This is a genomic window from Agrobacterium sp. LY4 (assembly GCF_001526585.1).
In the GTDB taxonomy this organism is placed as follows: domain Bacteria; phylum Pseudomonadota; class Alphaproteobacteria; order Rhizobiales; family Rhizobiaceae; genus Agrobacterium; species Agrobacterium leguminum.
This window is the reverse complement of record NZ_ASYA01000006.1, coordinates 94,551-120,140: the sequence shown is the minus strand read 5'-3', so window position 1 is coordinate 120,140 and position 25,590 is coordinate 94,551. Positions and strand designations below refer to the sequence as shown.

24 protein-coding genes and 1 pseudogene are annotated in these 25,590 nt (G+C 60.6%); 14 read left to right on the top strand and 11 right to left on the bottom strand.

All coding sequences use genetic code 11. From position 1 onward, the window contains the following. Positions 1 to 142 precede the first annotated feature (142 nt). From L904_RS08560 to L904_RS08540, 5 genes are all read right to left on the bottom strand, one after another. Positions 143 to 967: a class I SAM-dependent methyltransferase gene (locus tag L904_RS08560; RefSeq protein WP_020811576.1), complete on the bottom strand. Its 825-nt coding sequence runs from the start codon at positions 965 to 967 to the stop codon at positions 143 to 145. 84 nt (positions 968 to 1,051) lie between these two features. Next, positions 1,052 to 1,318: an usg protein gene (locus tag L904_RS08555; RefSeq protein WP_031234140.1), complete on the bottom strand. Its 267-nt coding sequence runs from the start codon at positions 1,316 to 1,318 to the stop codon at positions 1,052 to 1,054. Between the two features lie 168 nt (positions 1,319 to 1,486). After that, the gene (locus L904_RS08550) at positions 1,487 to 2,317 is read right to left on the bottom strand and encodes an ABC transporter permease (RefSeq protein ID WP_020811578.1); all 831 of its coding nucleotides are present in this window, start codon (positions 2,315 to 2,317) and stop codon (positions 1,487 to 1,489) included. Then, positions 2,314 to 3,117 (bottom strand): ABC transporter permease, encoded by an 804-nt coding sequence (locus L904_RS08545; RefSeq protein ID WP_059760406.1) that lies wholly within the window; start codon positions 3,115 to 3,117, stop codon positions 2,314 to 2,316. The genes L904_RS08550 and L904_RS08545 overlap by 4 nt, the downstream gene beginning before the upstream one ends. A gap of 112 nt (positions 3,118 to 3,229) precedes the next feature. Beyond that, on the bottom strand, positions 3,230 to 4,003 hold the full coding sequence (locus L904_RS08540) for an ABC transporter substrate-binding protein (RefSeq protein WP_003525132.1): 774 nt from the start codon (positions 4,001 to 4,003) through the stop codon (positions 3,230 to 3,232). A 336-nt stretch (positions 4,004 to 4,339) separates the two neighbouring features. Here L904_RS08540 and L904_RS08530 point away from each other — a divergent pair, with 336 nt between their 5' ends. Continuing rightward, positions 4,340 to 6,595, top strand: coding sequence for an OmpA family protein (locus L904_RS08530; RefSeq protein ID WP_035260728.1), 2,256 nt, complete (start codon positions 4,340 to 4,342; stop codon positions 6,593 to 6,595). A gap of 285 nt (positions 6,596 to 6,880) precedes the next feature. Here the strand turns inward: L904_RS08530 and L904_RS08525 are convergent, their stop codons facing one another. Then, positions 6,881 to 7,804, bottom strand: a complete 924-nt coding sequence (locus L904_RS08525; protein ID WP_035260730.1) for a pseudouridine-5'-phosphate glycosidase — start codon at positions 7,802 to 7,804, stop codon at positions 6,881 to 6,883. A 29-nt stretch (positions 7,805 to 7,833) separates the two neighbouring features. Next, a complete protein-coding gene (locus L904_RS08520) occupies positions 7,834 to 8,775 on the bottom strand; it encodes a carbohydrate kinase family protein (protein ID WP_035260732.1) in 942 nt (313 codons plus the stop codon). Positions 8,776 to 9,021: 246 nt separating this feature from the next. Between L904_RS08520 and recA the strand changes: the two genes are divergently transcribed. From recA to L904_RS08505, 3 genes are all read left to right on the top strand, one after another. Beyond that, the gene (gene recA / locus L904_RS08515) at positions 9,022 to 10,113 is read left to right on the top strand and encodes a recombinase RecA (protein WP_035260734.1); all 1,092 of its coding nucleotides are present in this window, start codon (positions 9,022 to 9,024) and stop codon (positions 10,111 to 10,113) included. Between the two features lie 232 nt (positions 10,114 to 10,345). Then, positions 10,346 to 13,009 (top strand): alanine--tRNA ligase, encoded by a 2,664-nt coding sequence (gene alaS / locus L904_RS08510; protein WP_059762499.1) that lies wholly within the window; start codon positions 10,346 to 10,348, stop codon positions 13,007 to 13,009. 99 nt (positions 13,010 to 13,108) lie between these two features. Further along, positions 13,109 to 13,492 (top strand): VOC family protein, encoded by a 384-nt coding sequence (locus L904_RS08505; RefSeq protein WP_020811593.1) that lies wholly within the window; start codon positions 13,109 to 13,111, stop codon positions 13,490 to 13,492. 76 nt (positions 13,493 to 13,568) lie between these two features. Here L904_RS08505 and L904_RS08500 read toward each other — a convergent pair whose 3' ends face one another. Together L904_RS08500 and L904_RS08495 are read right to left on the bottom strand one after the other, a co-directional pair. Continuing rightward, entirely contained in the window at positions 13,569 to 14,195 is a 627-nt protein-coding gene (locus L904_RS08500) for a glutathione S-transferase family protein (protein ID WP_020811594.1), read from the bottom strand. 317 nt (positions 14,196 to 14,512) lie between these two features. Continuing rightward, positions 14,513 to 15,727: an NADP-dependent isocitrate dehydrogenase gene (locus L904_RS08495; protein ID WP_003520411.1), complete on the bottom strand. Its 1,215-nt coding sequence runs from the start codon at positions 15,725 to 15,727 to the stop codon at positions 14,513 to 14,515. Between the two features lie 215 nt (positions 15,728 to 15,942). On the opposite strand from L904_RS08495, the gene L904_RS08490 reads away from it, so the two are divergent. From L904_RS08490 to L904_RS08450, 9 genes and pseudogenes are all read left to right on the top strand, one after another. After that, on the top strand, positions 15,943 to 16,476 hold the full coding sequence (locus L904_RS08490; RefSeq protein ID WP_003520412.1) for a hypothetical protein: 534 nt from the start codon (positions 15,943 to 15,945) through the stop codon (positions 16,474 to 16,476). A gap of 138 nt (positions 16,477 to 16,614) precedes the next feature. Next, on the top strand, positions 16,615 to 17,448 hold the full coding sequence (locus tag L904_RS08485; RefSeq protein ID WP_003520414.1) for an RNA methyltransferase: 834 nt from the start codon (positions 16,615 to 16,617) through the stop codon (positions 17,446 to 17,448). Beyond that, positions 17,432 to 18,253 (top strand): glutamate racemase, encoded by an 822-nt coding sequence (murI, locus tag L904_RS08480; RefSeq protein WP_020810462.1) that lies wholly within the window; start codon positions 17,432 to 17,434, stop codon positions 18,251 to 18,253. The genes L904_RS08485 and murI overlap by 17 nt, the downstream gene beginning before the upstream one ends. A 377-nt stretch (positions 18,254 to 18,630) precedes the next feature. Then, on the top strand, positions 18,631 to 18,870 hold the full coding sequence (locus tag L904_RS08475; RefSeq protein WP_020810460.1) for a hypothetical protein: 240 nt from the start codon (positions 18,631 to 18,633) through the stop codon (positions 18,868 to 18,870). 95 nt (positions 18,871 to 18,965) lie between these two features. Beyond that, complete coding sequence (locus L904_RS08470) at positions 18,966 to 19,244, top strand: type II toxin-antitoxin system RelE/ParE family toxin (RefSeq protein WP_020810459.1); 279 nt, start codon at positions 18,966 to 18,968, stop codon at positions 19,242 to 19,244. Between the two features lie 14 nt (positions 19,245 to 19,258). Then, complete coding sequence (locus tag L904_RS08465; protein WP_020810458.1) at positions 19,259 to 19,546, top strand: HigA family addiction module antitoxin; 288 nt, start codon at positions 19,259 to 19,261, stop codon at positions 19,544 to 19,546. Positions 19,547 to 19,618: 72 nt separating this feature from the next. Continuing rightward, a complete protein-coding gene (locus L904_RS08460) occupies positions 19,619 to 20,257 on the top strand; it encodes a LysE family translocator (protein WP_020810457.1) in 639 nt (212 codons plus the stop codon). 51 nt (positions 20,258 to 20,308) lie between these two features. After that, positions 20,309 to 21,196, top strand: a complete 888-nt coding sequence (locus L904_RS08455; protein ID WP_020810456.1) for an EamA family transporter — start codon at positions 20,309 to 20,311, stop codon at positions 21,194 to 21,196. Between the two features lie 128 nt (positions 21,197 to 21,324). After that, a pseudogene (locus tag L904_RS08450) lies at positions 21,325 to 22,838 on the top strand (helicase HerA domain-containing protein). A 3-nt stretch (positions 22,839 to 22,841) separates the two neighbouring features. On the opposite strand, the gene L904_RS08445 reads toward L904_RS08450, so the two are convergent. Both L904_RS08445 and L904_RS08440 read right to left on the bottom strand, forming a co-directional pair. After that, on the bottom strand, positions 22,842 to 23,360 hold the full coding sequence (locus tag L904_RS08445) for a DUF6584 family protein (RefSeq protein ID WP_020810454.1): 519 nt from the start codon (positions 23,358 to 23,360) through the stop codon (positions 22,842 to 22,844). Between the two features lie 133 nt (positions 23,361 to 23,493). Further along, complete coding sequence (locus L904_RS08440; RefSeq protein WP_020810453.1) at positions 23,494 to 24,477, bottom strand: TerC family protein; 984 nt, start codon at positions 24,475 to 24,477, stop codon at positions 23,494 to 23,496. 451 nt (positions 24,478 to 24,928) lie between these two features. Here L904_RS08440 and rpsD point away from each other — a divergent pair, with 451 nt between their 5' ends. After that, positions 24,929 to 25,546, top strand: a complete 618-nt coding sequence (rpsD, locus tag L904_RS08435; protein WP_003520423.1) for a 30S ribosomal protein S4 — start codon at positions 24,929 to 24,931, stop codon at positions 25,544 to 25,546. Positions 25,547 to 25,590 lie beyond the last annotated feature (44 nt).

Genomic DNA, 25,590 nt, shown 5'->3' with positions numbered 1-25,590 from the left:
GGAGAAGTCCGCGGCAGCGGGATGAGGGGGCGAGGGTAGAGATAGATTGAGAGCTTGCCCCCTCATCCGACCCTTCGGGCCACCTTCTCCCCGGCGGGGAGAAGAAATCTGCCGCAGCGTCTGCGACAATGCCGAAGCGGCATCAGCCCTTTAGCTTGGCAATCACCAGATGGCCGGGTGTCGGATTGCCGTCCTGCATGCGCACGTTGATGTCGGTCACTTCGAGAACCTCGAAACCGGTCGCGGCCAGTCTTTCGCGGACATAGGTTTCCGCATGGGCGAAACGCTGGTGCGGGCCGACCATATAGGGGCGTCCGGCCAGGGTTTCTTCGGGCAGGGTTTCCGACGAGAAGATCAGCAGGCCGCCGGCGTTGAGGTTTTCGGCGGCGCCGAAAAACAGCGGCTCCAGCGCGCCGAGATAGGGCAGCACATCGGTGGCGGTGATGATGTCGAAAGGTTCGTCGTCATTGTCCTCGAGAAAATCCTCGGCTTCGGCGACGTAGAGCGTCTCGTAGAGGTCCTTCTCATGGGCGATTTCCACCATGTTTTCGGAAATGTCGATGCCGGTGATATCGTCGGCCATGTCGCGCAGCGCTTCGCCGGTGAGACCGGTGCCGCAGCCGAGATCGAGCAGGCGCTTGAAGGGACCGAGGTTCAGCGTCTGCAACCGCTGGCGCACCATCATCGGCACGGCGTAACCGAGCTGTTCGACAAGAATATCCTCGAAAGCTTCGGCATGCTGGTCGAACAGGGTTTCGACATAGGCGTCGGGCGCCTTTGGCGGGGTTTCGCCCCGGCCCATGGCGGCGATGCGAACGGCTGCGCCACCGTGATCGTCCGGATCGATAGCCAGAACCTCTTCATAGGCCTGCACCGCCGCGTCCACATCGCCGGCTTTTTCAAGCGCGAGCGCGCGGTTATAGGCCTCGGCAAGCGCCTCTTCGTCGATTTTCTGGTTCTTCGTCATCGTGCCTTATCCGTCAGCATCTTCAGTTGAGGTTTGCTGTAAGCCGCATCGGGGACGGGCGCAATGTTTATGTGGCGCGACGGCTCAGTGGATGATGAACTCCCCCTTGAGCGCGCGCCATTCCTGCGCCGAGATGACCTGCCGGTGCACGTAGCGGACGGAGTGCAGCGGTCCGTCGAGCTTTTCCTTCCAGAATTTGAGGAAGCCATGCATCTCAGGGAAGTCCGGGGCAAGATCATAGTCCTGCCAGACATAGGTCTGGAGAACCAGCGGATGATCCGGCAGGCGATAAAATATCTGGGCGGTGGTGAGGCCGTAGCCTCTCAGCATCATTTCCGTGTCCTTGTTCATGACGGCGGTTCCCGTTTCCATGATTGCCGATCACAGCGTTACCGCTGTATCGAATATGGGAACACGTCATGGTTAATCCAAGCTTGCCAAAGACACGGGTTGTCACAAAATATTTATATTTTTCAAAATGTTGGCAGCCTTCATTGATGAGTGCTGCCAACGTTGCGACTAGCGCTTGAGATGCCGGGTCAGGCGGGCTTCCAGCCATGCCCAGACATGCCGCAGCGTTTCGACGATCGTCAGGTAGAAGATCGCGGCCCAGAGATAGGCCTGATAGTCGAAGGTGCGGGAAAAGGCGTAGCGGGTCTGGCCCATCAGGTCGAAGACCGTGACGATGGAGACCACCGCCGAACCCTTGATCATCAGGATGATTTCGTTGCCATAGGGACGCAGCGCCACGATCAGCGCCTGGGGCAGGATGATCTTGCGGAAGGTGACGAGTTTCGACAGGCCGAGCGAGGCGGCGCCCTCATGCTGACCGCGCGGCACGCTGCGGATCGCGCCGCGCAGGATTTCGGCCTGATAGGCGGCGGTGTTGAGGGTGAGCGACAACAGGCCGCAATACCAGGCTTCGCGGAAGAACCACCACAGGCCGACGGTTTCCAGCCCCTGGCGGAAACTGCCGAGGCCGTAATAGATCAGGAAAAGCTGCGCCAAAAGCGGCGTGCTGCGGAAGACGTAGACATAGGCATAGGCCAGCGCGCCGACGATGCGGTTTTCCGACATGCGGCCGAAGGCGATCGGCACGGAAAGAATTGCGCCGAGAATGATCGAACTGCCGACGAGGGTAATGGTGGTGATGAGACCGTCGATATAGCGCGGCCCGTAACGCTGGAATTTGTCCCAGTCCCAGCCCTCGATCATGGCGAAGATCAGCCCGGCGGCGAGCAGCAGCCAGAGCGTGATGACGGCAATGCCGACGATGCGCGAAATATTGAGCGGCTTTTCCGCGACGGCCGGGGCGGGGCGGGGTGGAATGAGTTCCTGAATATGGCTCATCGGCTCACCTCCGACTTGCGCGACCAGCGATCGATGAAGCCGATGCCGATGGAGGAAAGCAGCGCAAGAATGAGGTAGAGCAGGCAGGCGATGCTGTAGAAGAAGAAGGCTTCCTTGCTGACGCGGGCGGCGATGCCGGTCTGGCGAACGATATCGGCAAGGCCGATGATCGAGACGTAGGACGTGTCTTTCAGCAGGATGACCCAGAGATTGGTCATGCCGGGAAGGGCGATCCTGACCAGCTGCGGAATGATGATGAGCACCATGGTGCGGCCCCGCGAAAGCCCCAGCGCCGCACCCGCTTCATATTGCCCCTTCGGTATGGCCTTGAAGGCGGAGAGCAGCACTTCGGACGCATAGGACGAAAACACCACGGACAGCGCCACCATGCCCGCCACGAAGGCGTTGATCTCGACCGGACCGGTGATGCCGACATAACCGGCCACCGATTGCAGCAGCATCTGGATGCCGTAATAGACGATGAAGAGCGTCAGGAGTTCCGGCAGGCCGCGAAAGATGGTGGTGTAGATACCGGTCGCCAGCCGCAGCGATTTTTCTTCCGATTGTGCGGCGAGCGCGATGAGGAAACCGATCAGCAGCCCGACGGGCAGGGTGGCGAGCGCCAGCGAGATGGTGACCTTGACGCCGAAGGCGATTTCATCGCCCCAGCCCGCATCGCCGCAGGCGACCAGGGTGCCGTTTCCGAAAAGCGAGAAGAGACCGACCGGCCCGCAAAAGGGATCGAGAAGTGTCGAGACATAGGTCCAGAACGCACCTATGGCGGAAAATGCTCCGCTCATGCCAATTTTCCCCTGCGGTCTTAAGCCGCCGTGATTGTTATCGTGACGTTTTCAAACAAAAATGGCGGAAGGGCAAGCCTTCCGCCACGAGATTTCAACAGATCGAACGGGCTTACTCGCCGTAAACGTCGAAATCGAAGTATTTTTTGTTGATCTCCTGATACTTGCCGCTGGCGCGAATGCCGGCGATGGCGGCGGTGAACTTGTCGGCAAGCGCCGTGTCACCCTTGCGGACGGCGACGCCCGCGCCATTGCCGTTGATCTCGACATCGACCGGAAGCGGCGTCAGGATCTTGCAGCACGCGCCCGCATCCGTCTTCAGCCATTCCGACAGAACGACGATATCGTCGATGACGGCGTCGATACGGCCATTGGCGATGTCGAGCTTATATTCGTCGGCGGTCGGATACATCTTCACGTCGGCATCCGGGAAATGCTTTTCGGCATAGTTGGAGTGGGTCGTGGAACCCTGCGCGCCGAGCGACTTGCCCTTGAGATCGTCGACGGACTTGATCGGCGAATCCTTCGGCACGGCGATGGCCGGCGGGGTGTTGTAATATTTCTTGGAGAAGTCGACCTTCTCGAGACGCTCGGGCGTGATCGACATGGACGCGATGATGGCGTCGAACTTCTTGGCCTGAAGGGCGGGAATGATGCCGTCCCAGTCATTGGTGACGAAGGTGCATTCGGCCTTCATTTGTTCGCACAGCGCCTTGGCGATGTCGATGTCGAAGCCGGTCAGCGTGCCGTCGGCTTCGAGATTGTTGAAGGGCGGATAGGCGCCTTCGGTGCCGATGACGATCTTGTCCTGCGCGAGGGCTGCGCCGGAAAACAGCGAGATGGCGGCAATCGATACGGCTGCGAGCAGACGGGTGGAAATAGGCATTTCGATCCTCTCTTTTGGTCGTTCATCCGCGGTCTGTTGTTGTTTTCAGTGCGGACGCCATGGGCGCAGGGCACAGCGGATGATACCGCCTGTAGCCTTCAGCGCGGATGCGATTATTCATCCGGTTGGTCAAAAAATGCAACTGCAATATTAGTGACCGCGATTGTGCCGCAGAGCTTCCACGAAAACGCCTTGATCTGTTCATTTCCGGTACAGAAGGCTTTGTCCATCATGGGAACCGAAGCGTGTGCGAGGCGTTGACCAGCGCCTGCACGCGCAGCCGGAATCAAGATGTCGCAAGACTGGCGACCAATAATGGCAGATGAGGAAACACCGATGCTGAAGAAGAACACATTGCTGACGGGGGTGGTTTTCCCCCTCATGTCGCTGGCGATTGCGGTAGAGCCGGCCGCGGCCGGTTTTGCCGGTGCTGCGCGGGCGCAGACGCCCGTGTCGCAGGCGCTTCCCGGCGATGCTGCGACCGGCCGGGTTATACTGGCGCAGGCGCAGCCGGAAGAACCGAACCCGGAAGAGGAACTGCGCAAGCGTCGCAAGCAGGCCGAAGAGGAGCAGCCGCAGGCCGAGCCGCAACGACAGGAGCGTGCGCCGGAGCCGCAGCGTGAACCGGAGCCCAAGCGCGAAGCCGCGCCTGCCGAACCGCGCCCTGAGCCGCAGCCCGAACCCCAGCGGGAACCACAGCAGCAGCGCGAGGCCCGCCCGGAGCCCGCGCCTGCCGAGCAGCCGCAGGAGCGTCCCCGCAAACCCGAACGCGCGCAGGAGCCGCAGGGCGAGGGCGAACAGCGCCCCGCACGCCAGCGCGAGGCCGCACCCGAAGCCGCACCGGCCGAAGAGCAGCCGAAGGAACGTCCGCGCAAGCCGGAACGGGCCGAGCAGCCCGCGGGTGAGGGCGAGCAGCGTCCCGAGCGTCCCCGCAAGGAGCGCGCGAAGGAACCTGCCGCTGAACAGGAGCCCGCAGCACGGCCTGAAAATGCCGGTGAGCCGGCCAAGCCCCGCGAACCGGCACCCGCCAAAAAGCCACCGGTAGAGGAAAAGGCCCCCGAACAGAAACCCGAACCGGCCGAAAAAGCCGTTCCGGAGAAAAAGCCGGCCGCCCCCGAGCCCGCCGCGAAGGAAGCACCGGTTCCGACCGAAGCGCCGACGCCCGCGCGTCCGCCGGCACCTGAAGCCCAGCCCAACCCCGCACCGGGCCGTCAGCCTTCGGAACAGCCGCCGGTAGAGGGTCAGGGCAGAACCGAACCTGCAGCCCCGCTGCCAGGCGCGCCGACGCCGCCGCCGAGCGGTACGACAACCGGACAGGCGCCGGCCGGCGAGCCCGTTCCCAATCAGGTCGCTGTTCCGCAGACGGAAGCACCGCCGATGACGAAGGAAGAGCTGGACAAGGCCAAGGCAATCGCCAAGGACCCGTCCAAGACCGCCGATACCGTCATTCTGCCGGTCGACAAGGGTGCCGCCGTTCTCGACAGCGACAAGGAAGTGGAACGTTCCGGCAACCGCCAGACCCGCGAGGAGCGCCGTCGCGAACGCGAGCAGGCCGGTGATGTGAAGGTTCCGACCTCCGACGCCGAGGCGCAGCGCGCCGGTGCCGCCGAAGGCAAGGCCCCGCCGCCGCCCGTCAAGATGGAGGCTATCACCTCGCAGCAGGGTGAGCGTGTCGACCGTCGCCCGCAATATGAGCGGCCGGAAGGCGTGCGCGAATGGCAGCCGCGCGAAGGCCGTCCGCGTGACCGTGACCGCGATGCGCCGATCATCCTGCAGTTCGGCGACCGTGTCGTGGTGCGCGGCGACGACAACCAGCGCTTCATCCGCGATGGCGGCGAGCCCTATTATGAGCGTCTGCCCGGCGGCCGTGTCCGAGAAACCGTGGAGCGCCGTGACGGAACGCAGGTGGTGACCATCCGCAACCGTTATGGCGATGTGATCCAGCGCTCGCGCATCGACGATCGTGGCCGCGAATATGTGCTGTTCTATGCACCGGAGCTGATGGAAGATCCCGACCGCGACTACGTCTATCGCGATCCGGGCCTGGACCTGCCGCCGATGCGCCTGCGCATTCCCGTGACGGACTACATCATCGACACCTCGAGCGATCCGGACCGCGATTATTACCGCTTCCTGGAACAGCCGCCGGTCGAGCCGGTGGAGCGTGTCTATTCGCTGGATGAAGTGCGTTATTCGGCCCGTATCCGCGACAAGGTTCGCCGTATCGACCTCGATACCATCACCTTCGCCACCGGCAGCGCCGAAATCCCGATGACGCAGGCCCGTTCGCTGCGCAAGGTGGCGGATGCGATCAATAAGGCGCTGGACAAGAACCCCGGTGAAACCTTCCTCATCGAAGGCCATACCGACGCCGTCGGTTCGGATGAAAGCAACCTTGTTCTTTCCGACGAACGCGCCGCTTCCGTCGCCAATGTCTTGACCGATGTTTACGGCATTCCGCCGGAAAACCTCGCGACCCAAGGCTATGGCGAGCGTTATCTGAAGGTCCAGACGCTCGGCCCGGAACAGCAGAACCGCCGCGTCACGATCCGCCGCGTGACGCCGCTGGTGAAGCCGGTCACCCAGAACTGATCGGGTTCGACAGGAAAAACAAAGGCCCGGAAGCGCAAGCTCTCCGGGCCTTTTTGTTGCTTACGATGTCCCCAGCGCCGAGGCGTTTGGCAAAGCTTGATCATCGTAATCCGTCACCCCGGACCAGATCCGGGGTCCAGCGTGATCAAGTCCTTGATCACGAAAGACTCTTTCACGGCGCAGACGCGCCGTGGCTGGATGCCGGATCCAGGCCGGCATGACGGAGGAGAGGTTTTCGAACCCTGCCATCACCCGCAAACTTGAGGATGATCCCAACCCCGGCTGTTAGTTCAGCGCCACCGCGATTTCCGCTGCCAGCTGCGCATTGTTGCGCACCAGCGCAATATTGGTCTCGAGGCTGCGGCCATCCGTCAGGCGGAAGATGTCGCCAAGCAGGTAGGGGGTGACTTCCTTGCCGGTGATATCGTCGCGTTCGGCGTGGGAGATGGCGCGGTTGATGTAGATTTCCATCTCCTCGCGCGGAATTTCGTCCTCTTCCGGCACGGGATTGGCCACCAGCATACCGCCCTCGATACCCAGCTGTTCGCGGGTTGTCTGGAAATTGGCGATTGCCGCTGGGCTGTTGAGCGAGAGCGGGCTCGGCAGGCCGGAGGAGCGCGACCAGAAAGCCGGGAATTCTTCCGAGCCGAAAGTGACGACCGGCACGCCATTGGTTTCGAGAACCTCAAGCGTCTTCGGAATATCGAGAATGGCCTTGGCGCCGGCGCAGACGACGATCACGCCGGTTTTCGCAAGCTCGGTCAGATCGGCGGAGATGTCGAAGGTCTCTTCCGCGCCCTTGTGCACGCCGCCGATGCCGCCGGTGGCGAAAACGCGGATGCCGACGCGGGCGGCGGCGATCATGGTGGCGGCCACGGTGGTGGCGCCGGTGCGGCGCTCGGCGATCGCAAAGGCGATATCGGCGCGCGAGACCTTCATGGCGTCGGTGGTCTGGGCAAGCGCCTCGAGCTGGTCTTTCTCAAGGCCGATATGCAGGGTGCCGTGAATGACCGCGATGGTGGCCGGAACCGCACCCTGATCGCGGATGATCTGTTCGACGCTTTCCGCCATCTCGATATTGCCGGGATAGGGCATGCCGTGGGTGATGATGGTCGATTCAAGCGCCACGATCGGCGCACCGCGCTGCTTGGCGGCGGCGACTTCCTGAGAATAGACGATGGGCAGGAGCGGGGAGATAGGGCGGGTCATTTCATCTGTTCCAGTTTTTAAAAGCGGGTTCATGCCAGTATTTCAGCCCGGGGAACAAGCCCCAACATGGCTTCGACACTGTCTTTTGATAGGTCCTGGGAGGTGGCGAAGGGCGATTGCACGGTGATGGCCGCTGCCGCCGCGCCTTGCCTCAACGCTTCCGCAATCGTCTTTCCCTCGGCGATGGCGGCGAGATAACCCGACGCCATGGCGTCGCCCGCGCCAGTCACGTCCTTTACCTCGCGGATGAGGGGCGGGTGGAGGATCGCCGTTTCCGTCCTGCTGAAGGCCACCACCTCGCTTGCGCCGCGGGTAACGACGCCGCCGGCAAGCCCGGCCTTGCGCAGGATGTCGGGCCAGTCGCGGACATTGGCCGCCGTCTCGCCGGTCAAGGCGCGGGCTTCCGCCTCGTTCATGAAGAGGATGTCGATATCGCCGAGCGCCGCTTTCAGCTTCACCGCCTTGGCGGGGGATATGGCGATGGCCGCAAGCGGCTTTTCGCAGGCGCGGGCGACGAGGCCGAGCGCCGTCAGCGTGTCTTCCGGCAGATTGGCGTCGCAGAGCAGGATGTCGCTCGCCGTGATCGCCTCGCGAACGGCGCGTATCTTTAGGCGGCGCGGGGTGAAGAGCTTGTAGAGGTCCATATCGGCAAGCGCGATGACGAGATTGCCGTCACGCTCCAGAATGGCGGTGTAGCTTGGCGTGCGGCGGTCCAGGAAGGTGAAGGGTGTGTCTTCCACGCCCGCCTGCCTTGCGGCCTCCGCCACCGCCTCACCGGTGACGTCGCCGCCGCGCGGGGCGATGACGCGGACCTGAAAACCGAGGCGGGAAAGATTGCGCGCGGCATTGAAACCGCCGCCGCCTGCCTCTTCCATCCAGGAGCCGGGGTTGCTCGCGCCGGGCGCCGTCTCAGTCTCGATCATGCCGCGCCTGTCGATATGCGCGCCGCCCAGAACGAGTATTTTCTTCACGCTTGCGTTTCCCTCTTTGGCGGATGGAAAGACCGGACGATTCGGCCTAAACTGACGTCTTCCTGACCTCGCATCCGGTTTGCGGCCATGGGCCAGGCACGGAAAAACGAAAGCAGAACAAACGACTTATCGCTATTTGTTTTCAATATGCTGGCTCAGCCTTGCGAAATGAGAACAAATAGAGTACATACCGTTTCCATACTGCTTCATTGCCTGTGCGGCTTCAATAACCTAAAGGTGGTTCGGATGGCACAAAATTCTTTGCGTCTCGTAGAGGATAAATCGGTGGATAAAAGCAAGGCACTGGAAGCGGCGCTCTCCCAGATCGAACGGTCGTTCGGCAAGGGATCGATCATGAAGCTCGGTTCCAATGAAAACGTGGTTGAAGTGGAGACCGTTTCGACGGGTTCGCTCAGCCTGGATATCGCGCTCGGCATCGGCGGTCTGCCGAAGGGGCGCATCATTGAAATTTATGGCCCGGAAAGCTCGGGCAAGACGACGCTGGCATTGCAGACCATTGCCGAAGCGCAGAAGAAGGGCGGCATCTGCGCCTTCGTCGACGCCGAACATGCGCTCGATCCGGTCTATGCCCGCAAGCTCGGTGTGGATTTGCAGGGCCTTCTGATCTCGCAGCCGGATACGGGCGAGCAGGCGCTGGAAATCACCGATACGCTGGTGCGTTCCGGCGCGGTTGACGTGCTGGTCGTCGACTCCGTTGCGGCGCTGACGCCGCGGGCGGAAATCGAAGGTGAAATGGGCGACAGCCTGCCGGGTCTTCAAGCGCGTTTGATGAGCCAGGCGCTGCGCAAGCTGACGGCGTCGATCTCCAAGTCGAAGTGCATGGTGATCTTCATCAACCAGATTCGCATGAAGATCGGCGTCATGTTCGGTTCGCCGGAAACGACGACGGGCGGTAACGCACTGAAGTTCTATGCGTCCGTTCGTCTCGACATCCGCCGTATCGGCGCCGTCAAGGAGCGCGAAGAGGTTGTCGGCAACCAGACGCGTGTGAAGGTCGTCAAGAACAAGATGGCGCCGCCCTTCAAGCAGGTGGAATTCGACATCATGTATGGCGAAGGCGTTTCCAAGACCGGTGAGCTTGTCGATCTCGGCGTGAAGGCCGGCATCGTCGAGAAGTCCGGTGCATGGTTCTCCTATAATAGCCAGCGTCTGGGGCAGGGGCGTGAAAACGCCAAGATATTCCTGCGCGACAATCCGGAAACGGCCAATGAAATCGAACTGGCGCTGCGCCAGAATGCGGGCCTGATCGCTGACCGCTTCCTGCAGAATGGCGGGCCGGACGCCGGCGAAGGCGACGACGGCTCCGACGACGGCTGACACCTTCCGTGAAGGCTCGGGCATTGCCGCCCGCAGACTTTGCCGAACTGGTATAGATCAAAAAAGGGTCGTGCGATTTTTCTTCGCGTGGCCCTTTTTATTTGCCTATATGTCTTGCTTCGCCTCCATGGCTGGACAGGGCAGGATGCGAACGATAAAAGCCAGTGATTTTGCAATAAAGCCATCGTTCCCGATGGCAATGATGGACTCCAGCTGTGAGCGGTGTGTGGGCATGAGCGGTGTGAATGAAATTCGGTCGACCTTTCTCGACTACTTCAAGAAGAACGGACACGAGATCGTGCCCTCCAGCCCGCTGGTGCCGCGCAACGATCCGACACTGATGTTCACCAATGCCGGCATGGTGCAGTTCAAGAACGTCTTCACCGGTCTTGAAAGCCGTCCCTATTCCACGGCCGCTTCGGCGCAGAAATGCGTGCGCGCCGGCGGTAAGCATAACGACCTCGACAATGTCGGTTATACCGCCCGTCACCACACCTTTTTCGAAATGCTCGGCAATTTCTCCTTCGGCGATTATTTCAAGGAAGAAGCGATCACCCACGCCTGGAACCTGATCACCAAGGAATTCGGCATCGATCGCAACCGTCTGCTGGTCACGGTCTATCACACCGACGACGAGGCCTTTAACCTCTGGAAGAAGATCGCCGGTTTCTCCGACGACCGCATCATCCGCATTCCGACCAGCGACAATTTCTGGGCGATGGGCGATACCGGCCCCTGCGGTCCCTGTTCGGAAATCTTCTACGATCATGGCGATCATATCTGGGGCGGCCCGCCCGGCTCGCCGGAAGAAGATGGCGACCGTTTCATCGAGATCTGGAACCTCGTCTTCATGCAATATGAGCAGTTGACGAAGGAAGAGCGCATCGACCTGCCGCGTCCGTCGATCGACACCGGCATGGGCCTTGAGCGTATTTCGGCGCTGCTGCAGGGCAAGCATGACAATTACGATACGGACCTCTTCCGTGCGCTTATTGCCGCTTCCGTGGAAGCGACCGGCGTTCCGGCCGAAGGCGAAAAGCGCGCCAGCCACCGCGTCATCGCCGACCATCTGCGTTCGTCCGCCTTCCTGATCGCTGATGGCGTTCTGCCGTCGAACGAAGGTCGCGGTTATGTTCTGCGCCGCATCATGCGCCGCGCCATGCGCCATGCCGAACTTCTCGGCGCGCGCGAGCCGCTGATCTACAAGCTGCTGCCGGCGCTGGTGCAGCAGATGGGCCGCGCCTATCCGGAACTGGTCCGTGCCGAGGCGCTGATTTCCGAGACGCTGAAGCTTGAGGAAACCCGTTTCCGCAAGACGCTGGAACGCGGGCTGTCGCTGCTCTCCGACGCCACTTCGACGCTGCACAAGGGCGACATGCTGGATGGCGAGACCGCCTTCAAGCTTTACGACACCTATGGCTTCCCGCTGGATCTGACGCAGGACGCGCTGCGCGCCCGCGAAATCGGCGTCGATATTTCCGGCTTCACCGATGCGATGGAGCGCCAGAAGGCCGAAGCCCGCTCGCACTGGGCCGGTTCCGGCGACAAGGCGACCGAAACCGTGTGGTTCGAGCTCAAGGAAAAGCTCGGCGCGAGCGAATTCCTCGGTTACGACACCGAAACCGCCGAAGGCGTCATCCAGGCAATCGTCAAGGACGGCAAGGCTGTGGAAAGCGCTGCCGATGGCGAGACGGTGCAGGTCGTCGTCAACCAGACGCCGTTTTATGGTGAGTCCGGCGGCCAGATGGGCGATACCGGCGTGATCTCCGGCGACAATGGCGCCTTTACCGTTTCCGATACCCAGAAGAAGGGCGAAGGCCTCTTCGTGCATTTGGGCACGGTCTCCAAGGGCGGCCTCAAGGTGGGCGATGCCGTGCAGCTGACGGTCGATCATGACCGCCGTTCGCGCCTGCGCGCCAACCATTCCGCCACCCACCTGTTGCACGAGGCGCTGCGCGAAGTGCTCGGCACACACGTTGCCCAGAAGGGTTCGCTGGTTGCGCCCGAGCGCCTGCGTTTCGACGTTTCGCATCCGAAGCCGATGTCGGCCGAGGAGCTGAAGGTCGTCGAAGAAATGGCGAACGAAATCGTGCTGCAGAACTCGCCGGTCGTGACCCGCCTGATGAGCGTCGACGACGCCATTGCCGAGGGCGCCATGGCGCTGTTCGGTGAAAAATACGGCGACGAAGTTCGCGTCGTCTCCATGGGCACCGGCCTGCATGGCGCAAAAGCCAACCGTCCCTATTCCGTCGAGCTTTGCGGCGGCACGCATGTGGCGGCCACCGGCCAGATCGGCCTCATCCGCATTCTTGGCGAAAGCGCCGTCGGTGCGGGCGTGCGCCGTCTCGAAGCCGTGACCGGACCGGGCGCGCTTGCCTATCTGGCCGAACAGGATGAGCGGGTGAAGGCGCTCGCTTCTTCGCTGAAGGTTCAGCCGGGCGATGTGCTGTCTCGTGTCGAAGGTCTGCTCGATGAGCGCAAGAAGCTGGAGCGCGAGCTTGCCGATGCCCGCCGGAAGCTTGCCATGGGCGGCGGTTCGGCGGATGCCGGCGCAAGCGACGTCAAGCAGGTTGCGGGCGTCAACTTCCTGGCAAAATCCATGTCCGGCATCGATGCCAAGGATCTCAAGGGTCTTGCCGATGAGGCCAAGGCCAATCTCGGCTCGGGCGTCGTGCTGTTGATCGCCGTTTCCGAGGACGGCAAGGCAAGCGCTGTCGCAGCCGTTACCGAAGATCTGACGGCCCGTTTCAGCGCTGTCGATATCGTCCGCACCGCTTCCGCCGCACTTGGCGGCAAGGGCGGCGGCGGCCGTCCCGATATGGCGCAGGCCGGCGGCCCGGATGGCGCCAGGGCGCAGGATGCCATCGAAGCGGTGGCGGCGGCGCTGGCTGCCTGATCGGCGTGAATTGAAGAGGGCGGGGTTTTACCCCGCCTTTTTTGTTTCCGCCTTCAAAGACAAGATGGTTGCGCGCCGAGGACGCGACGGAGGGAAGCGATGCGCTTTGTAAATCCTATTCCTTTCGTGCGCGATATCGGCCGTTCGAAGGCGTTTTATCGTGACAGGCTCGGCCTGAAGATTGTCGAGGATTGTGGAAACTTCGTCCTCTTTGAAACTGGCTTTGCAATTCATGAGGGGCGGTCGCTCGCGGAGACGGTCTGGGGCACATCGTCGGGCGCGGAAGAGCCCTATGGCAGACGGAATATGCTGCTTTATTTCGAACATGCGGATGTCGATGCAGCTTTTCGAAATATCGCGCCGCATGTGGAGCTTATCCATCCACTCGAGCGACAGGCCTGGGGGCAGAGGGTGTTTCGTTTTTACGATCCGGACGGGCACGCGATAGAGGTCGGGGAGCCGCTCGGCCAGTCCGGTACATAACCCGCCGCGATGATCGATAGGATATTCGATTTTCGGGCGGGCTATTGTTTATCGGTAGCGGCGTGGCTGGCCGGTCTTATCCGGTTGCCTGCAAGTCCTTCGCTGCTTCCTCGTCGAGCTGGGCGGCCCGCTTGTAGGCCGGGCGGTCGGTGAGGTGGGCCATGTAATCGAGAAAGGCCGGGCGTTTTTCGACGGTGCCGAAATGCAGGCCCCAGCCGATATGCGCGCCGACATAGACATCCGCCGCCGTGAAGAGATCGCCGGCGATGAAGCGGTTTTCGCTGACGGCCCGCTCAAGCGTATTCATCACATCCGCATAGCTGCCGCAGCCGGCCATGCGCAGCTTCTCCTTGGGCACTTCGAAACCCATCGCCTTCATGCTCGCCGCCATTTCCAGCGGGCCTGCGGCAAAGAACATCCAGCGATAATAAAGCCCGCGCGCCTTGGGTGTGGGCGCAAGGTTCGCGCCGGGAAAGGCATCGGCGAGATAGGCGCAGATCGCCGCCGCCTCGGTGACGATGGTATCGCCGTGTTTGATGGCGGGCACCTTCGCCATCGGATTTATCAGCCGGTAGGCGGGCGATTTCATCGAGGTCTCGAAGCCCAGTATTTCCGTTCGGTAAGGAACGCCCACTTCCTCAAGCATCCATCGCGCGATGCGTCCGCGCGACATGGGGTTGGTGTAGAAGATCAATTCACTCATGCTTTTGCCTCCCCAAGCAAAATCGCCGAAGCATCATGGGAAAACCGATGAGGATTTCGCGCCTGCGCTTCGCATTTTTAAAGTTCGCAACATCCTTCGCGTGTTCCCTAAGATCGCGCCGATGCTCCGATGAACGTTTGACTGTGCCGGGCAAGTTATGTGCAAGTAGATGCTGTTTAAGCTTTGTCTTATTGTTGTACTGGCCGCAGCACGCGGAATCGAAGTCTGCGCCTAGTACAACGGCTAATCAAGATACTGTGAACAAAAAAGAAAACCCGGCGCTGAGGCCGGGTTTTGAAGTCGCTGGGAAGGCCGGCTTAAGCCGCCATTGCCTTCTTGAGGTTTTCGTCGATCTTGTCGAGGAAGGCGGTGGTGGAAAGCCAGGGCTGGTCCGGTCCGATGAGGAGCGCCAGATCCTTGGTCATGTAGCCGCTTTCGACGGTGTCGACGCAGACGGTTTCGAGCGTTGCCGCGAACTTTGCCAGTTCCGCATTGTCGTCCAGCTTGGCGCGGTGGGCGAGGCCACGGGTCCAGGCGAAGATCGAAGCGATCGAGTTGGTCGAGGTTTCCTGACCCTTCTGGTGCTGGCGGTAGTGGCGCGTCACCGTACCATGTGCGGCTTCGGCTTCGACCGTGCGGCCATCGGGAGACAGGAGAACGGAGGTCATCAGGCCGAGCGAGCCGAAGCCCTGCGCAACCGTGTCGGACTGCACGTCGCCGTCATAGTTCTTGCAGGCCCAGATGTAGCCGCCGGACCACTTCAGCGCGGAAGCGACCATGTCGTCGATCAGGCGGTGCTCGTAGGTGATGCCGATTTCGTCGAACTGCTTCTTGAATTCGTTCTGGTAGACTTCTTCGAAGATATCCTTGAAGCGGCCGTCATAGGCCTTGAGGATGGTGTTCTTCGTGGAGAGGTAAACCGGCCACTTGCGCATCAGGCCATAGTTCATGGAGGCGCGGGCGAATTCGCGGATCGATTCATCGAGGTTGTACATGGCAAGTGCCACGCCGGCGCTCGGGGCGTCGAAGACGTCCTTCTCGATGACCTGGCCGTCTTCACCGACGAACTTGATGGTCAGCTTGCCCTTGCCTGGGAACTTGAAATCGGTTGCCTTGTACTGGTCGCCGAAAGCGTGACGGCCGACGACGATCGGCTTGGTCCAGCCGGGAACGAGGCGCGGAACGTTCTTGCAGATGATCGGCTCGCGGAAGATGACGCCGCCCAGAATGTTGCGGATCGTACCGTTCGGGCTCTTCCACATCTGCTTCAGGCCGAATTCCTCGACGCGGGCTTCATCCGGGGTGATGGTTGCGCACTTGATGCCGACGCCATGCTTCTTGATGGCGTGCGCCGCATCGACCGTGACCTGGTCGTTGGTGGCATCGCGGTTTTCAACCGAGAGGTCGTAATATTCGATGTCGAGATCGAGGTATGGCAGGATCAGCTTGTCCTTGATGAGCTGCCAGATGATACGGGTCATTTCGTCGCCGTCGAGATCGACGACCGGATTGGCTACCTTGATCTTTGCCATGAATTCCTCACCTTCGAAGCTGTGGCGCCGGATGGCGCCGGTATCCGGAAAAATATCCGGTGCGGCTATAGCATCGCGCGCGCCTGAGGCAAAGCCATGGGGGGCGCTTTTTTGGCGCAGCGCAATAACGCTTTGCGCATTGCCAAACCATAATGCCGGAATACAGTCAGGCGAATCGCTTCGCCCGCCTGTCGGGCCTATCCCGGGATCACATCATGCGGAATATTCTGCTTCTGACTGCCGCCGTCCTCTTTTCGCATAGCGCGCTCGCCGCCGGGCCTGCCGATCCCGTCCAGAAGGTGATGGATATCACCGTCAAGAACTGGTCGGGCGAGGCGGAAAACTGGAAATACGTTTTCGACGAGGACATGCTGACCAGCCTGTTCAGCAAGGATTTCGTCGCGCAATATCGCGAAGCCTCCAAGAAGCCGGCTTATGAGGCCGAAAGCGGCGAGACCGGCGATCCCTTCGGTTACGATGTCGTGACGAACTCGCAGGATGGCTGCCCGCTGGCCGATGTTTCCGTGACGCCGGGCGCGGTGAAGGACGGCGTGACGGACGTGACCGCAAAGTTCAAGCTCTGGGCCTGCATGGACGAGGCGGAGATGAAGGCGACGGTTGACGAAGTGCATTTCGACGTCGTCGAGGAAGACGGCCGGCCAGTCATCAGCGATATTCACCGGGTCGGCGATGAGGGCAGGGATTCGCTGCGCGAAGAGATGGCGACGATCATCAAGGGCGAGCAATAAGGGGCGTCTTGCCAGCGGGGTGAAGCCAGGCTTTCTCCGCGCCGGCTTTGATTTTGGCGCCGATCTGTGCCAGTGAAGCGCGCTTTAGCGCGTCGGGCTGAAAATCGATGCGACGCTTCAACACACGGACAAAAGACGATGGCAGGCACAAACAGCGATCTCGAACTTGTGGCGGAAGGCCCCGCGATCATTCTCGTCGAACCGCAGCTCGGCGAAAATATCGGCATGGTGGCGCGGGCCATGGCCAATTTCGGCCTGGCCGAATTGCGTCTGGTCAATCCGCGTGATGGCTGGCCGAGCGAGAAGGCGCGCGCCGCGGCCTCCAAGGCCGATCACGTCATTGACGCCACGAAGGTATTCGAGACGCTGGAAGAGGCGATCAAGGACCTGAACTTCGTCTATGCCACGACCGCGCGCGAGCGTTACGGTTTCAAGCCGGTGCGTGCGCCCGTCACCGCCGCCGATACCCTCAGGGCAAAATTCAAGGCTGGCGAAAAGACCGGTATCCTCTTCGGCCGCGAGCGCTGGGGGCTGACCAATGAGGAAGTGGCGCTGGCCGACGAGATCGTGACATTTCCGGTCAATCCCGCTTTTGCCTCGCTCAATATCGCACAGGCCGTGCTTTTGATGTCCTATGAATGGATGAAATCCGGCATGGACGATCTGGGAGAGACGCTTTTCCAGTCCGTCGAGCAACGTCCTTCGACCAAGGAACAGGTTTTCGGCCTGTTCGAACATATCGAGGAAGCGCTGGATGCGCGGGGTTATTTTCATCCCGCTGAAAAAAAGCCGAAAATGGTCGACAATCTGCGCGCCGTGCTGTCGCGACGCGGGTTTTCCGAGCAGGAAATCAGCGTTTTCCGTGGCGTGATCAATTCGCTCGACCGCTTTCCACGGCAGTGGCCGAAGCAGGCGGGAAGGGCAGCGGGGCCGTCGGCCGAGGGAGCAGGGGAGAATGCTGAAGACGAGTGAGGCGGCGGCCGATGTGCTGAAACCGGTACTGGTGTTCGATTCCGGCATTGGCGGGCTGACCGTGCTGCGTGAGGCGCGGGTGCTGATGCCCGAGCGCGGCTTCATCTATGTGGCCGACGATGCGGGTTTCCCCTATGGCGGCTGGGAGGAGGAGGCGCTGAAGGCGCGCATTCTCTCGCTCTTCGACAAGCTGCTGGACGAATATAGCCCGGAAGTCTGCATCATCGCCTGCAACACCGCCTTCACGCTCGCTGGCGCAGATCTTCGCGCCCGCTTTCCGCAGATGACCTTCGTTGGCACTGTGCCCGCCATCAAGCCGGCGGCGGAGCGCACCCGCTCGGGCCTCGTTTCGGTGCTGGCGACACCGGGCACCGTCAAGCGCGCCTATACGCGCGATCTCATCCAGTCCTTCGCCAGCCAATGCCATGTCCGCCTCGTCGGCTCTGAAAACCTGGCGCGCATGGCGGAAAGCTGGATCAGGGGCGAGCCGGTTTCGGATGAGGCTGTGCTTGCCGAAATCGAACCCTGCTTCATCGACAGCGAGGGAAAACGCACGGATATCGTCGTTCTTGCCTGCACCCATTACCCCTTCATGGCCAATCTGTTTCGCAGGCTGGCGCCATGGCCGGTGGATTGGCTCGACCCCGCCGAGGCGATTGCGCGGCGCGCGCGCCACCTCGTGCCGCTGCCGCAGGATGCGGAGCATCCGGATGGTTTCGATTTTGCCGTCTTCACCTCCGGCAAGCCGGATTTCGCCACCCGGCGGCTGATGCAGGGTTTCGGTCTCAGCGTTTCGGCGGCCTGAGCGCCTGTTGTATTTTTGCATCTGTTTTATCCGTCTTTTGCAATTCGAGATTGCGACCACTTGTCGCGCCGGATTTCTTGTGTAAGATGCCTCTTGTCTGTAACCGCTATAAATGGAGGCGTGGAATGACCAATGACATCAATATGCGCCTTAACGGCATGTCGGGCCTTTCCGGCATGATTATCGGCGGTTATGTGACCCGAGGCATCTCCCTCCGATAAGGCTTAAAGCCTGATTTTCCTGCCGTTTGGCATTTTCACTTCGTTCGACATGTGATCGTGCGTCCGCGTGGCCCTGCTGCTGCGTCCGCGCTTCCGGCATGTCGTTTTCCATCGATAAAGGACCTGGCCGCTTTGCCGCGCCGGGATGGATTTCCCATGCAGAAAAATCAACCATTGGTAGCATATGCGCTGCCGGATGCGGTCGATCGCTTGTTCGTCACATTCGGTGTCTGGAAAACCCTGAAGGCGGTTCTCATTGCCGCAGTGGTGCCGCGCGCACCGCCGACCGATCCTGCCGATCTGCCAGAGCGCCTTCTGGTCGATATCGGCCTTGAGCCGTCGCGGGTGAAGCGGCGACGGGATTGGGAGGTTCCTTACTGGGCGCCCCGGTTTTGATTGGCAAAGGCCTCTCCGGCGAAAACGTCGGGGCGGCCGCCGCATCTCTGCCGTTACGTATTGTATAGCGATGCGATACGGGATACGGTGTTCCTATGATCGTCAGTTTCCGACACAAAGGGCTAGAAGCTTTTTATCGTTCCGGGACGACGAAGGGTATTCAGCCTGCCCATGCCGCCAAGCTTGGCCGAATACTAACCTTGCTTGAGGTTGCGGCAGGCGCTCCCGATCTTAATCTTCCTGGTCTCAAACTTCATCCGTTAAAGGGTGATATGAGGGGCCACTGGTCCATATGGGTGAATGGAAACTGGCGTGTGACGTTTCGATTTCTGGATAGCGACGTCGAACTTGTCGACTATCAGGACTATCACTGAAGGGAATTGTTCCAATGATGAAATTTCCTGTTCATCCCGGTGAATTGTTGCGGGAGGAGGTTATTGCCGCACTTCAGCTTTCCGTAACAGACGCTGCTGAAAGGCTTGGAATGTCGCGCGTGGCGCTTTCGCGGGTCTTGAACGGACGGGCAGGAGTCAGCCCAGACCTTGCCTTACGGTTGGAGCGGGCAGGGGTCAGCACCGCGCGGGCATGGCTTGCCATGCAGTCGAATTACGATCTCGCACAGGCGATGAAACGTGAGCAGCCGCCCGTTCGTCCGTTGGATGACAGGGCGGCATAATCTTCGAAGATTTGGCTTGATACCTTCTGGTTTTGGTGGCTTGCTCCTAAAAATCAGATAGGGAGATTCATCATGCCGCTGGAGAACTGGCTGGCCTTCGTGGCCGCATCCGCCATCATGCTTGCCATTCCGGGACCGACGATCCTGCTGGTGATTTCTTATGCGCTCGGCCATGGCCGCAAGGCCAGCACGGCGACGGTGACGGGCGTGGCGCTTGGTGATTTCACCGCGATGACGGCTTCCATGCTGGGGCTCGGCGCGCTGCTTGCCACATCGGCGGCGCTTTTCACCGGGCTTAAATGGATCGGTGCGGCTTACCTCATCTATCTCGGTATCAAGCTGTGGCGTTCGCCGGTCGGCGGCGAGGGTGCGGAAGGGACGGGCGTGACCGGCCGCGAAAGGCCGCTCAAAATCTTCCTGCATGCCTATATCGTCACCGCGCTGAACCCGAAGAGCATCGTGTTCTTCGTGGCCTTCCTGCCGCAGTTTCTGGTGCCGACATTGCCCTTCTGGCCGCAGGTGCTGATTTTCGAAGTCACATTCCTGGTGCTTGCCACGGTGAATGCGGCGCTTTATGGACTTCTGGCAAGTGCCGCCCGCAATACGATCCGCAAACCGAAGGTTCAGCGCATCGTCAACCGCACGGGCGGCGGTCTCCTGATCGGCGCCGGTCTCGTTGCCTTCGGCTGGAAGAGGGCGGTTTCGGCGTAAAGCCCCTCAAACATCTGAGGTGTCGATCGCCTGAAATTCGGACATAACAAAATGGCATTGCCGCATATTCTTCTCGCCCTGATCACCGTGTTTTTGTGGGGCTTCAACTTCGTTGCCATCAAGATCGGGGTCGCGGACATGCCGCCCCTGTTTCTGACGGCGCTGCGTTATCTCTGTGCGGCCGTGCCTCTGGTATTCTTCCTGCCGAAACCGAATGTGCCGTGGCGGCATATGATCGTTTACGGCATGGCCATGGGTTTCGTGCAGTTCGGCCTGCTTTATCCGGCCATCAAGCTCGGTCTGCCCGCCGGGCTTGCGTCGCTGGTCATGCAGTCTCAGGCCTTTTTCACGCTGGCGCTTGCCGTGCTGTTTCTCGGCGAGCGGCCTTTGCCTTCGCAGGTCGTCGGCGCGGTCATCGCTTTCAGCGGGCTTGCGGTGATCGGCGTGGAGCGCATGACGGCTGCGGCTCTCGTACCGCTTCTGATGGGTATCGGCTCGGCGATTGCCTGGGCCTGCGGCAATATCGTCAACAGGCGTATCGGCCAGGTGAACGCCGTTTCCTTTGTTGCCTGGACTAGCTTGGTGCCGGTCCTGCCGCTGGCGGCGCTTTCGCTGGTGGTGGAAGGGCCGGGTGCGATTGCCGAAGGACTTGCCAACGCAACGGCAATGACGGCTTTCGTGGTGGTCTATATGGCCTATGGCGCTACCATTGTGGGCGCGGGCATCTGGAGTTATCTGCTTCTGCGTTATCCGGCCGGAACCGTGGCGCCCTTTTCGCTGCTGGTGCCGGTGGTCGGTTTCGTCAGTGCCTATTTCGCTTTTGCGGAGCACATCACCGTCTTCGAGGTGGTGGGCGCGGCGCTGGTGATTCTGGGGTTGATGCTCAACGTCTTCGGGCGGCGTATCGCCTTTTCCTGGTTTCGGGGTCGGCCCGCATAGGCGGAATATTGAATTGCCTGTGCATTATCGGGATGCGGCAGACGCAACCGGCGATTTTTTGGTAAAGAGCATGTTCGGCCGCCGCCACGGGAATCGGCCGGATGACATGCAGCACGAGGAACGAAACATTGCAGGTCGGCATCGACATGGGAACCCTATCGGGCGGGCAGCAGGCCAAGCTCGATATCGAGGAATTGCTTGCAACGCGTTTGCTGGTGCAGGGCAATTCCGGTTCCGGCAAGTCGCATTTGCTGCGTCGGCTGCTCGAGCAATCGGCGCAATGGGTGCAGCAGGTCATCATCGATCCCGAAGGCGATTTCGTCACGCTTTCCGACAAGTTCGGTCATGTGGTGGTGGATGGCGAGCGTACCGAAGCGGAGCTTGCCGGCATTGCCAACCGCATTCGCCAGCACCGCGTCTCCTGTGTGCTGACGCTTGAAGGCCTCGATATCGAACAGCAGATGCGGGCCGCCGCCGCGTTCCTCAACGGCATGTTCGATGCGGATCGTGAATTCTGGTATCCGGTGCTTGTCGTGGTGGATGAGGCGCAGATGTTTGCGCCCTCCGTCGGCGGCGAGGTGACCGAGGATGCCCGCAAGGCCTCGCTCGGCGCCATGACCAATCTGATGTGCCGTGGGCGTAAGCGCGGGCTGGCCGGCGTCATCGCACGCAGCGTCTTGCGAAGCTTGCCAAGAATGTCGCGGCGGAAGCCTCGAACTTCCTGATGGGCCGCACCTTCCTCGATATCGACATGGCGCGCGCGGCCGACCTGCTCGGCATGGACCGGCGGCAGGCGGAAATGTTCCGCGATCTGCAGCGCGGCAATTTCGTGGCGCTCGGCCCGGCGCTGTCGCGCCGGCCGCTTCCCATCGTCATCGGCCCGGTGGAAACCTCGGCGCGTTCCTCTTCGCCGAAGCTGATGCCGCTGCCGGATGCACTGCCAGATGTCGAAGACCTTATTTTCACGCCGGATCCGGAAGAGTTTACACGGCCTGCCGTGCGCCGCACACCGCCAGCACCACGCCCGACCACGGATATTCTGGCCGAACTCTCCCGTTCCACGCCTGCTGCCGTCGGTCCTTCACCCGAGCAGCCGCGAAGCGGCCAGCCGGAGATGACGCCGGAGGAGCGTGAGGAGAAAATCGCGACGGTTCTCGTCGAAATTCTCGACGATCCGCAATCGGCCTATCGAACCGATGCCGTGCTTTATCAGGATTTTCTGGTGCGCGCCCGCATGCGCCGTATTCCCGGCACGCCGATGACGCTGCCGGAATTCCGCCGACAGGTGGCGATTGCCCGCTCAGGCGTGGATGCGGCGATGGCCGCCAGCGAAGGCTGGGAAAAGGCGCTGGAACTGTCGACGTCGGTTTCCGACGACCTGCAGGGTGTTTTCCTGCTGCTGGTCAAGGCCGCTCTTGGGGAGGAGCGTTGTCCGTCGGATGCCCGCATCGCCCGCGCCTACGGCACCCATTCCGCCCGCCGCGCGCGGCGGCTGCTCGGTTATTTCGAGGAGAAGGAGCTTGTGGTGGTGCATGCCGATTTCTCCGGCAAGCGGATCGTGGCGTTTCCCGATCTCGACGCGAAAACCGCACCGGGTGACGCGGATGCGGCAGAGGACGATGCGCGGCTCGCGGCGGAGTAATCGCTATTCCGCCAAAACCCGCACTGCGAAGCGGATCGTCGTGTAGAGGCCGACGAGGCTTAAAGCCAGCACGCAAACAATAACGGCTATGACAAGTGCCGAGGCCAATCGGTGCGGCCGTTGATAGGGGCGGGTGCTGACATCCGTTTTTACGGGAGCGACCCGGGAGAGCTGCGCCGCTGTCCATCCGCTGCGTTCGAATTCCGGCGAGGCGATAAATTCCGCCAGATGCCGTTGCCGTCTTATGGAAGAGGGCAATTGCGCCAGAAAGCGCTGCGGTTCACGCCGGTTGTTTCTCGACAGGAATATATCGATCGCTTCCCTGAAACGTTCTTTGCGCGCGCCGGAGCAGAACAACATGCGCCCCGCTTCAACGAGATCGTTCATCTCGAGCAGTACTTCGCCGTATTTTTGAAAGAGCGCCAGATCGACTTCAGGATGGCTGAGCCTGCCTTGAAGGATTTCCTTCGCTCGCCAGAGTTTCTGTTCGGAAATGGCTTGGTCAACGGGTTCAAAGGTCATTTTAAAGCAATGAATTGGAAGTCTGTTTCAAAACTTGGGAAGTATATTCTAGGGTCGTATCAATAATACGGATTATATATTTTCGTCGTCAAAAAAGAAAGAGGAGGCGATGACGCCTCCTCCTTGCTTTTCATTACTCGATGGCCTTTTCTTCTTTCCGCGTCGCGATCAGCGAACCGATGATGCCGGTTGCGAGGATGGCGACCGTGACACCCAGCGAGACGGCGGGCGGGATCTTGGCGATGCCGAGCATATCCGCGACGAAAATCTTCGAACCGACGAAAACCAGAACCGCAGCCAGCGCGTATTTCAGATAGGCGAAGCGGTGGATCAGGGCGGCAAGCGCAAAATAGAGGGCGCGCAGGCCGAGGATCGCGAAGATGTTCGAGGTGTAGACGATAAACGGATCGGTGGTGATCGCGAAGATTGCCGGGATCGAATCGACTGCGAAGATCAGGTCGGCGATTTCGACCATGATGAGCGCCAGGAAGAGCGGCGTCACGAAGGTCTTGAGTTTGCCGGTGGCCTCATCGGTTTCCTTGACGAAGAATTTCTCGCCATGCAGCCTGCTTGTCACCGGAAGGTGACTGCGCAGGAACTTCAGGATGCGGTTATTGCCGATATCCGATTCATCATGGTCGGACGAGAACAGCATCTTGAGGCCGGTGAAAACGAGGAAGGCCGCGAAGAGATAAAGCACCCAGTGGAAGTTTTCGACGATGGCCGCGCCGCCGGCGATCATGATGCCGCGCAGGACGATGACGCCGAGGATGCCCCAGAGCAGCACGCGGTGCTGATATTGGCGGGGGATGGCGAAATAGGAGAAAATCATGGCGATGATGAAGATATTATCCATCGCCAGGCTTTTTTCGACCACGAAGCCGGTGACATATTCCATCGCCGACTGTTCGCCGGACTGGTACCAGATCCAGCCGCCGAAGGCCAAGCCGATGGCGATGTAAAAGCCGGACATCAGCAGGCTTTCACGAACGCCGATTTCCTTGGAGTTCTTGTGCAGCACACCGAGATCGAGCGCGAGCAGGCCAAGGACGAGAGAAATGAAGACAGCCCACATCCATGTGGGGGTGCCGAGAAAATCGTTGAGGAGGAACTCCATCAGTCAACCTTTAGCCGGACGAGGTTGGCTTTGCGGATGGGGAACGTGTGTCAAGAATATACGTGGGCCCCAACCTAAAGAAACTCGACATCACGTGTTGTCCGGTAACACGTCAGAGGGGCCCGAGTTCTGATCACGATGGGTAAATGGGTGGCCCCTCGATGTTTTCAAGGGCAAACTCGAGAAAAAATTGGCAGGCGCTGTTTGACAAATTTGTAAAACGACTATAGAAGCCGCCCCAACGCCGGGCAGTGATGTCCGGTGTGTTTTGTTGACTGCCTTGCAGTTTAAAGGCTGACGTTCGGCGGTCAATATCACCGACATGTCCCGTGGTTTCTCCATTTGCATGTGAGAAGCCTGTCAGAGGCCCTGAAACGGGCTTCAGAGGAGGGCGTGTTTCCTTGAACCGGTTTGGCAACAAACCGGCATAACCTTTTGAGAAGGAAATACGATGAGCAAGCGCGAATCGGCTAAGTATAAAATTGACCGCCGCATGGGCGAAAACATCTGGGGCCGTCCGAAGTCCCCGGTTAACCGCCGCGAATACGGCCCGGGCCAGCACGGCCAGCGCCGCAAGGGCAAGATGAGCGACTTCGGCACGCAGCTGCGCGCCAAGCAGAAGCTCAAGGGCTACTACGGCGAGCTGCGCGAAAAGCAGTTCCGCGCCACCTTCGACGAAGCAAACCGTCGCAAGGGTGACACTTCCGAAAACCTCATCGGCCTGCTCGAGTCGCGTCTGGACGCCATCGTCTACCGCGCCAAGTTCGTTCCGACCGTTTTTGCATCGCGCCAGTTCATCAACCATGGCCACGTCACGGTTAACGGCGTTCGCGTCAACATCGGTTCCTACCGCTGCAAGCCGGGCGACGTTATCGAAGTTCGCCAGAAGTCCAAGCAGCTCGTAACCGTTCTGGAAGCCGTTCAGCTCGCTGAGCGCGACGTTCCGGACTACATCGAAGTTGACCACAACAAGATGGTTGCGACCTACGCCCGCGTTCCGGCTCTCTCCGACGTGCCGTACCCGGTCGTCATGGAACCGCATCTGGTCGTCGAATTCTACTCGCGTTAATCGACGCGTTTCAGTATTCAGGAAGCCGCCCTTCGGGGCGGCTT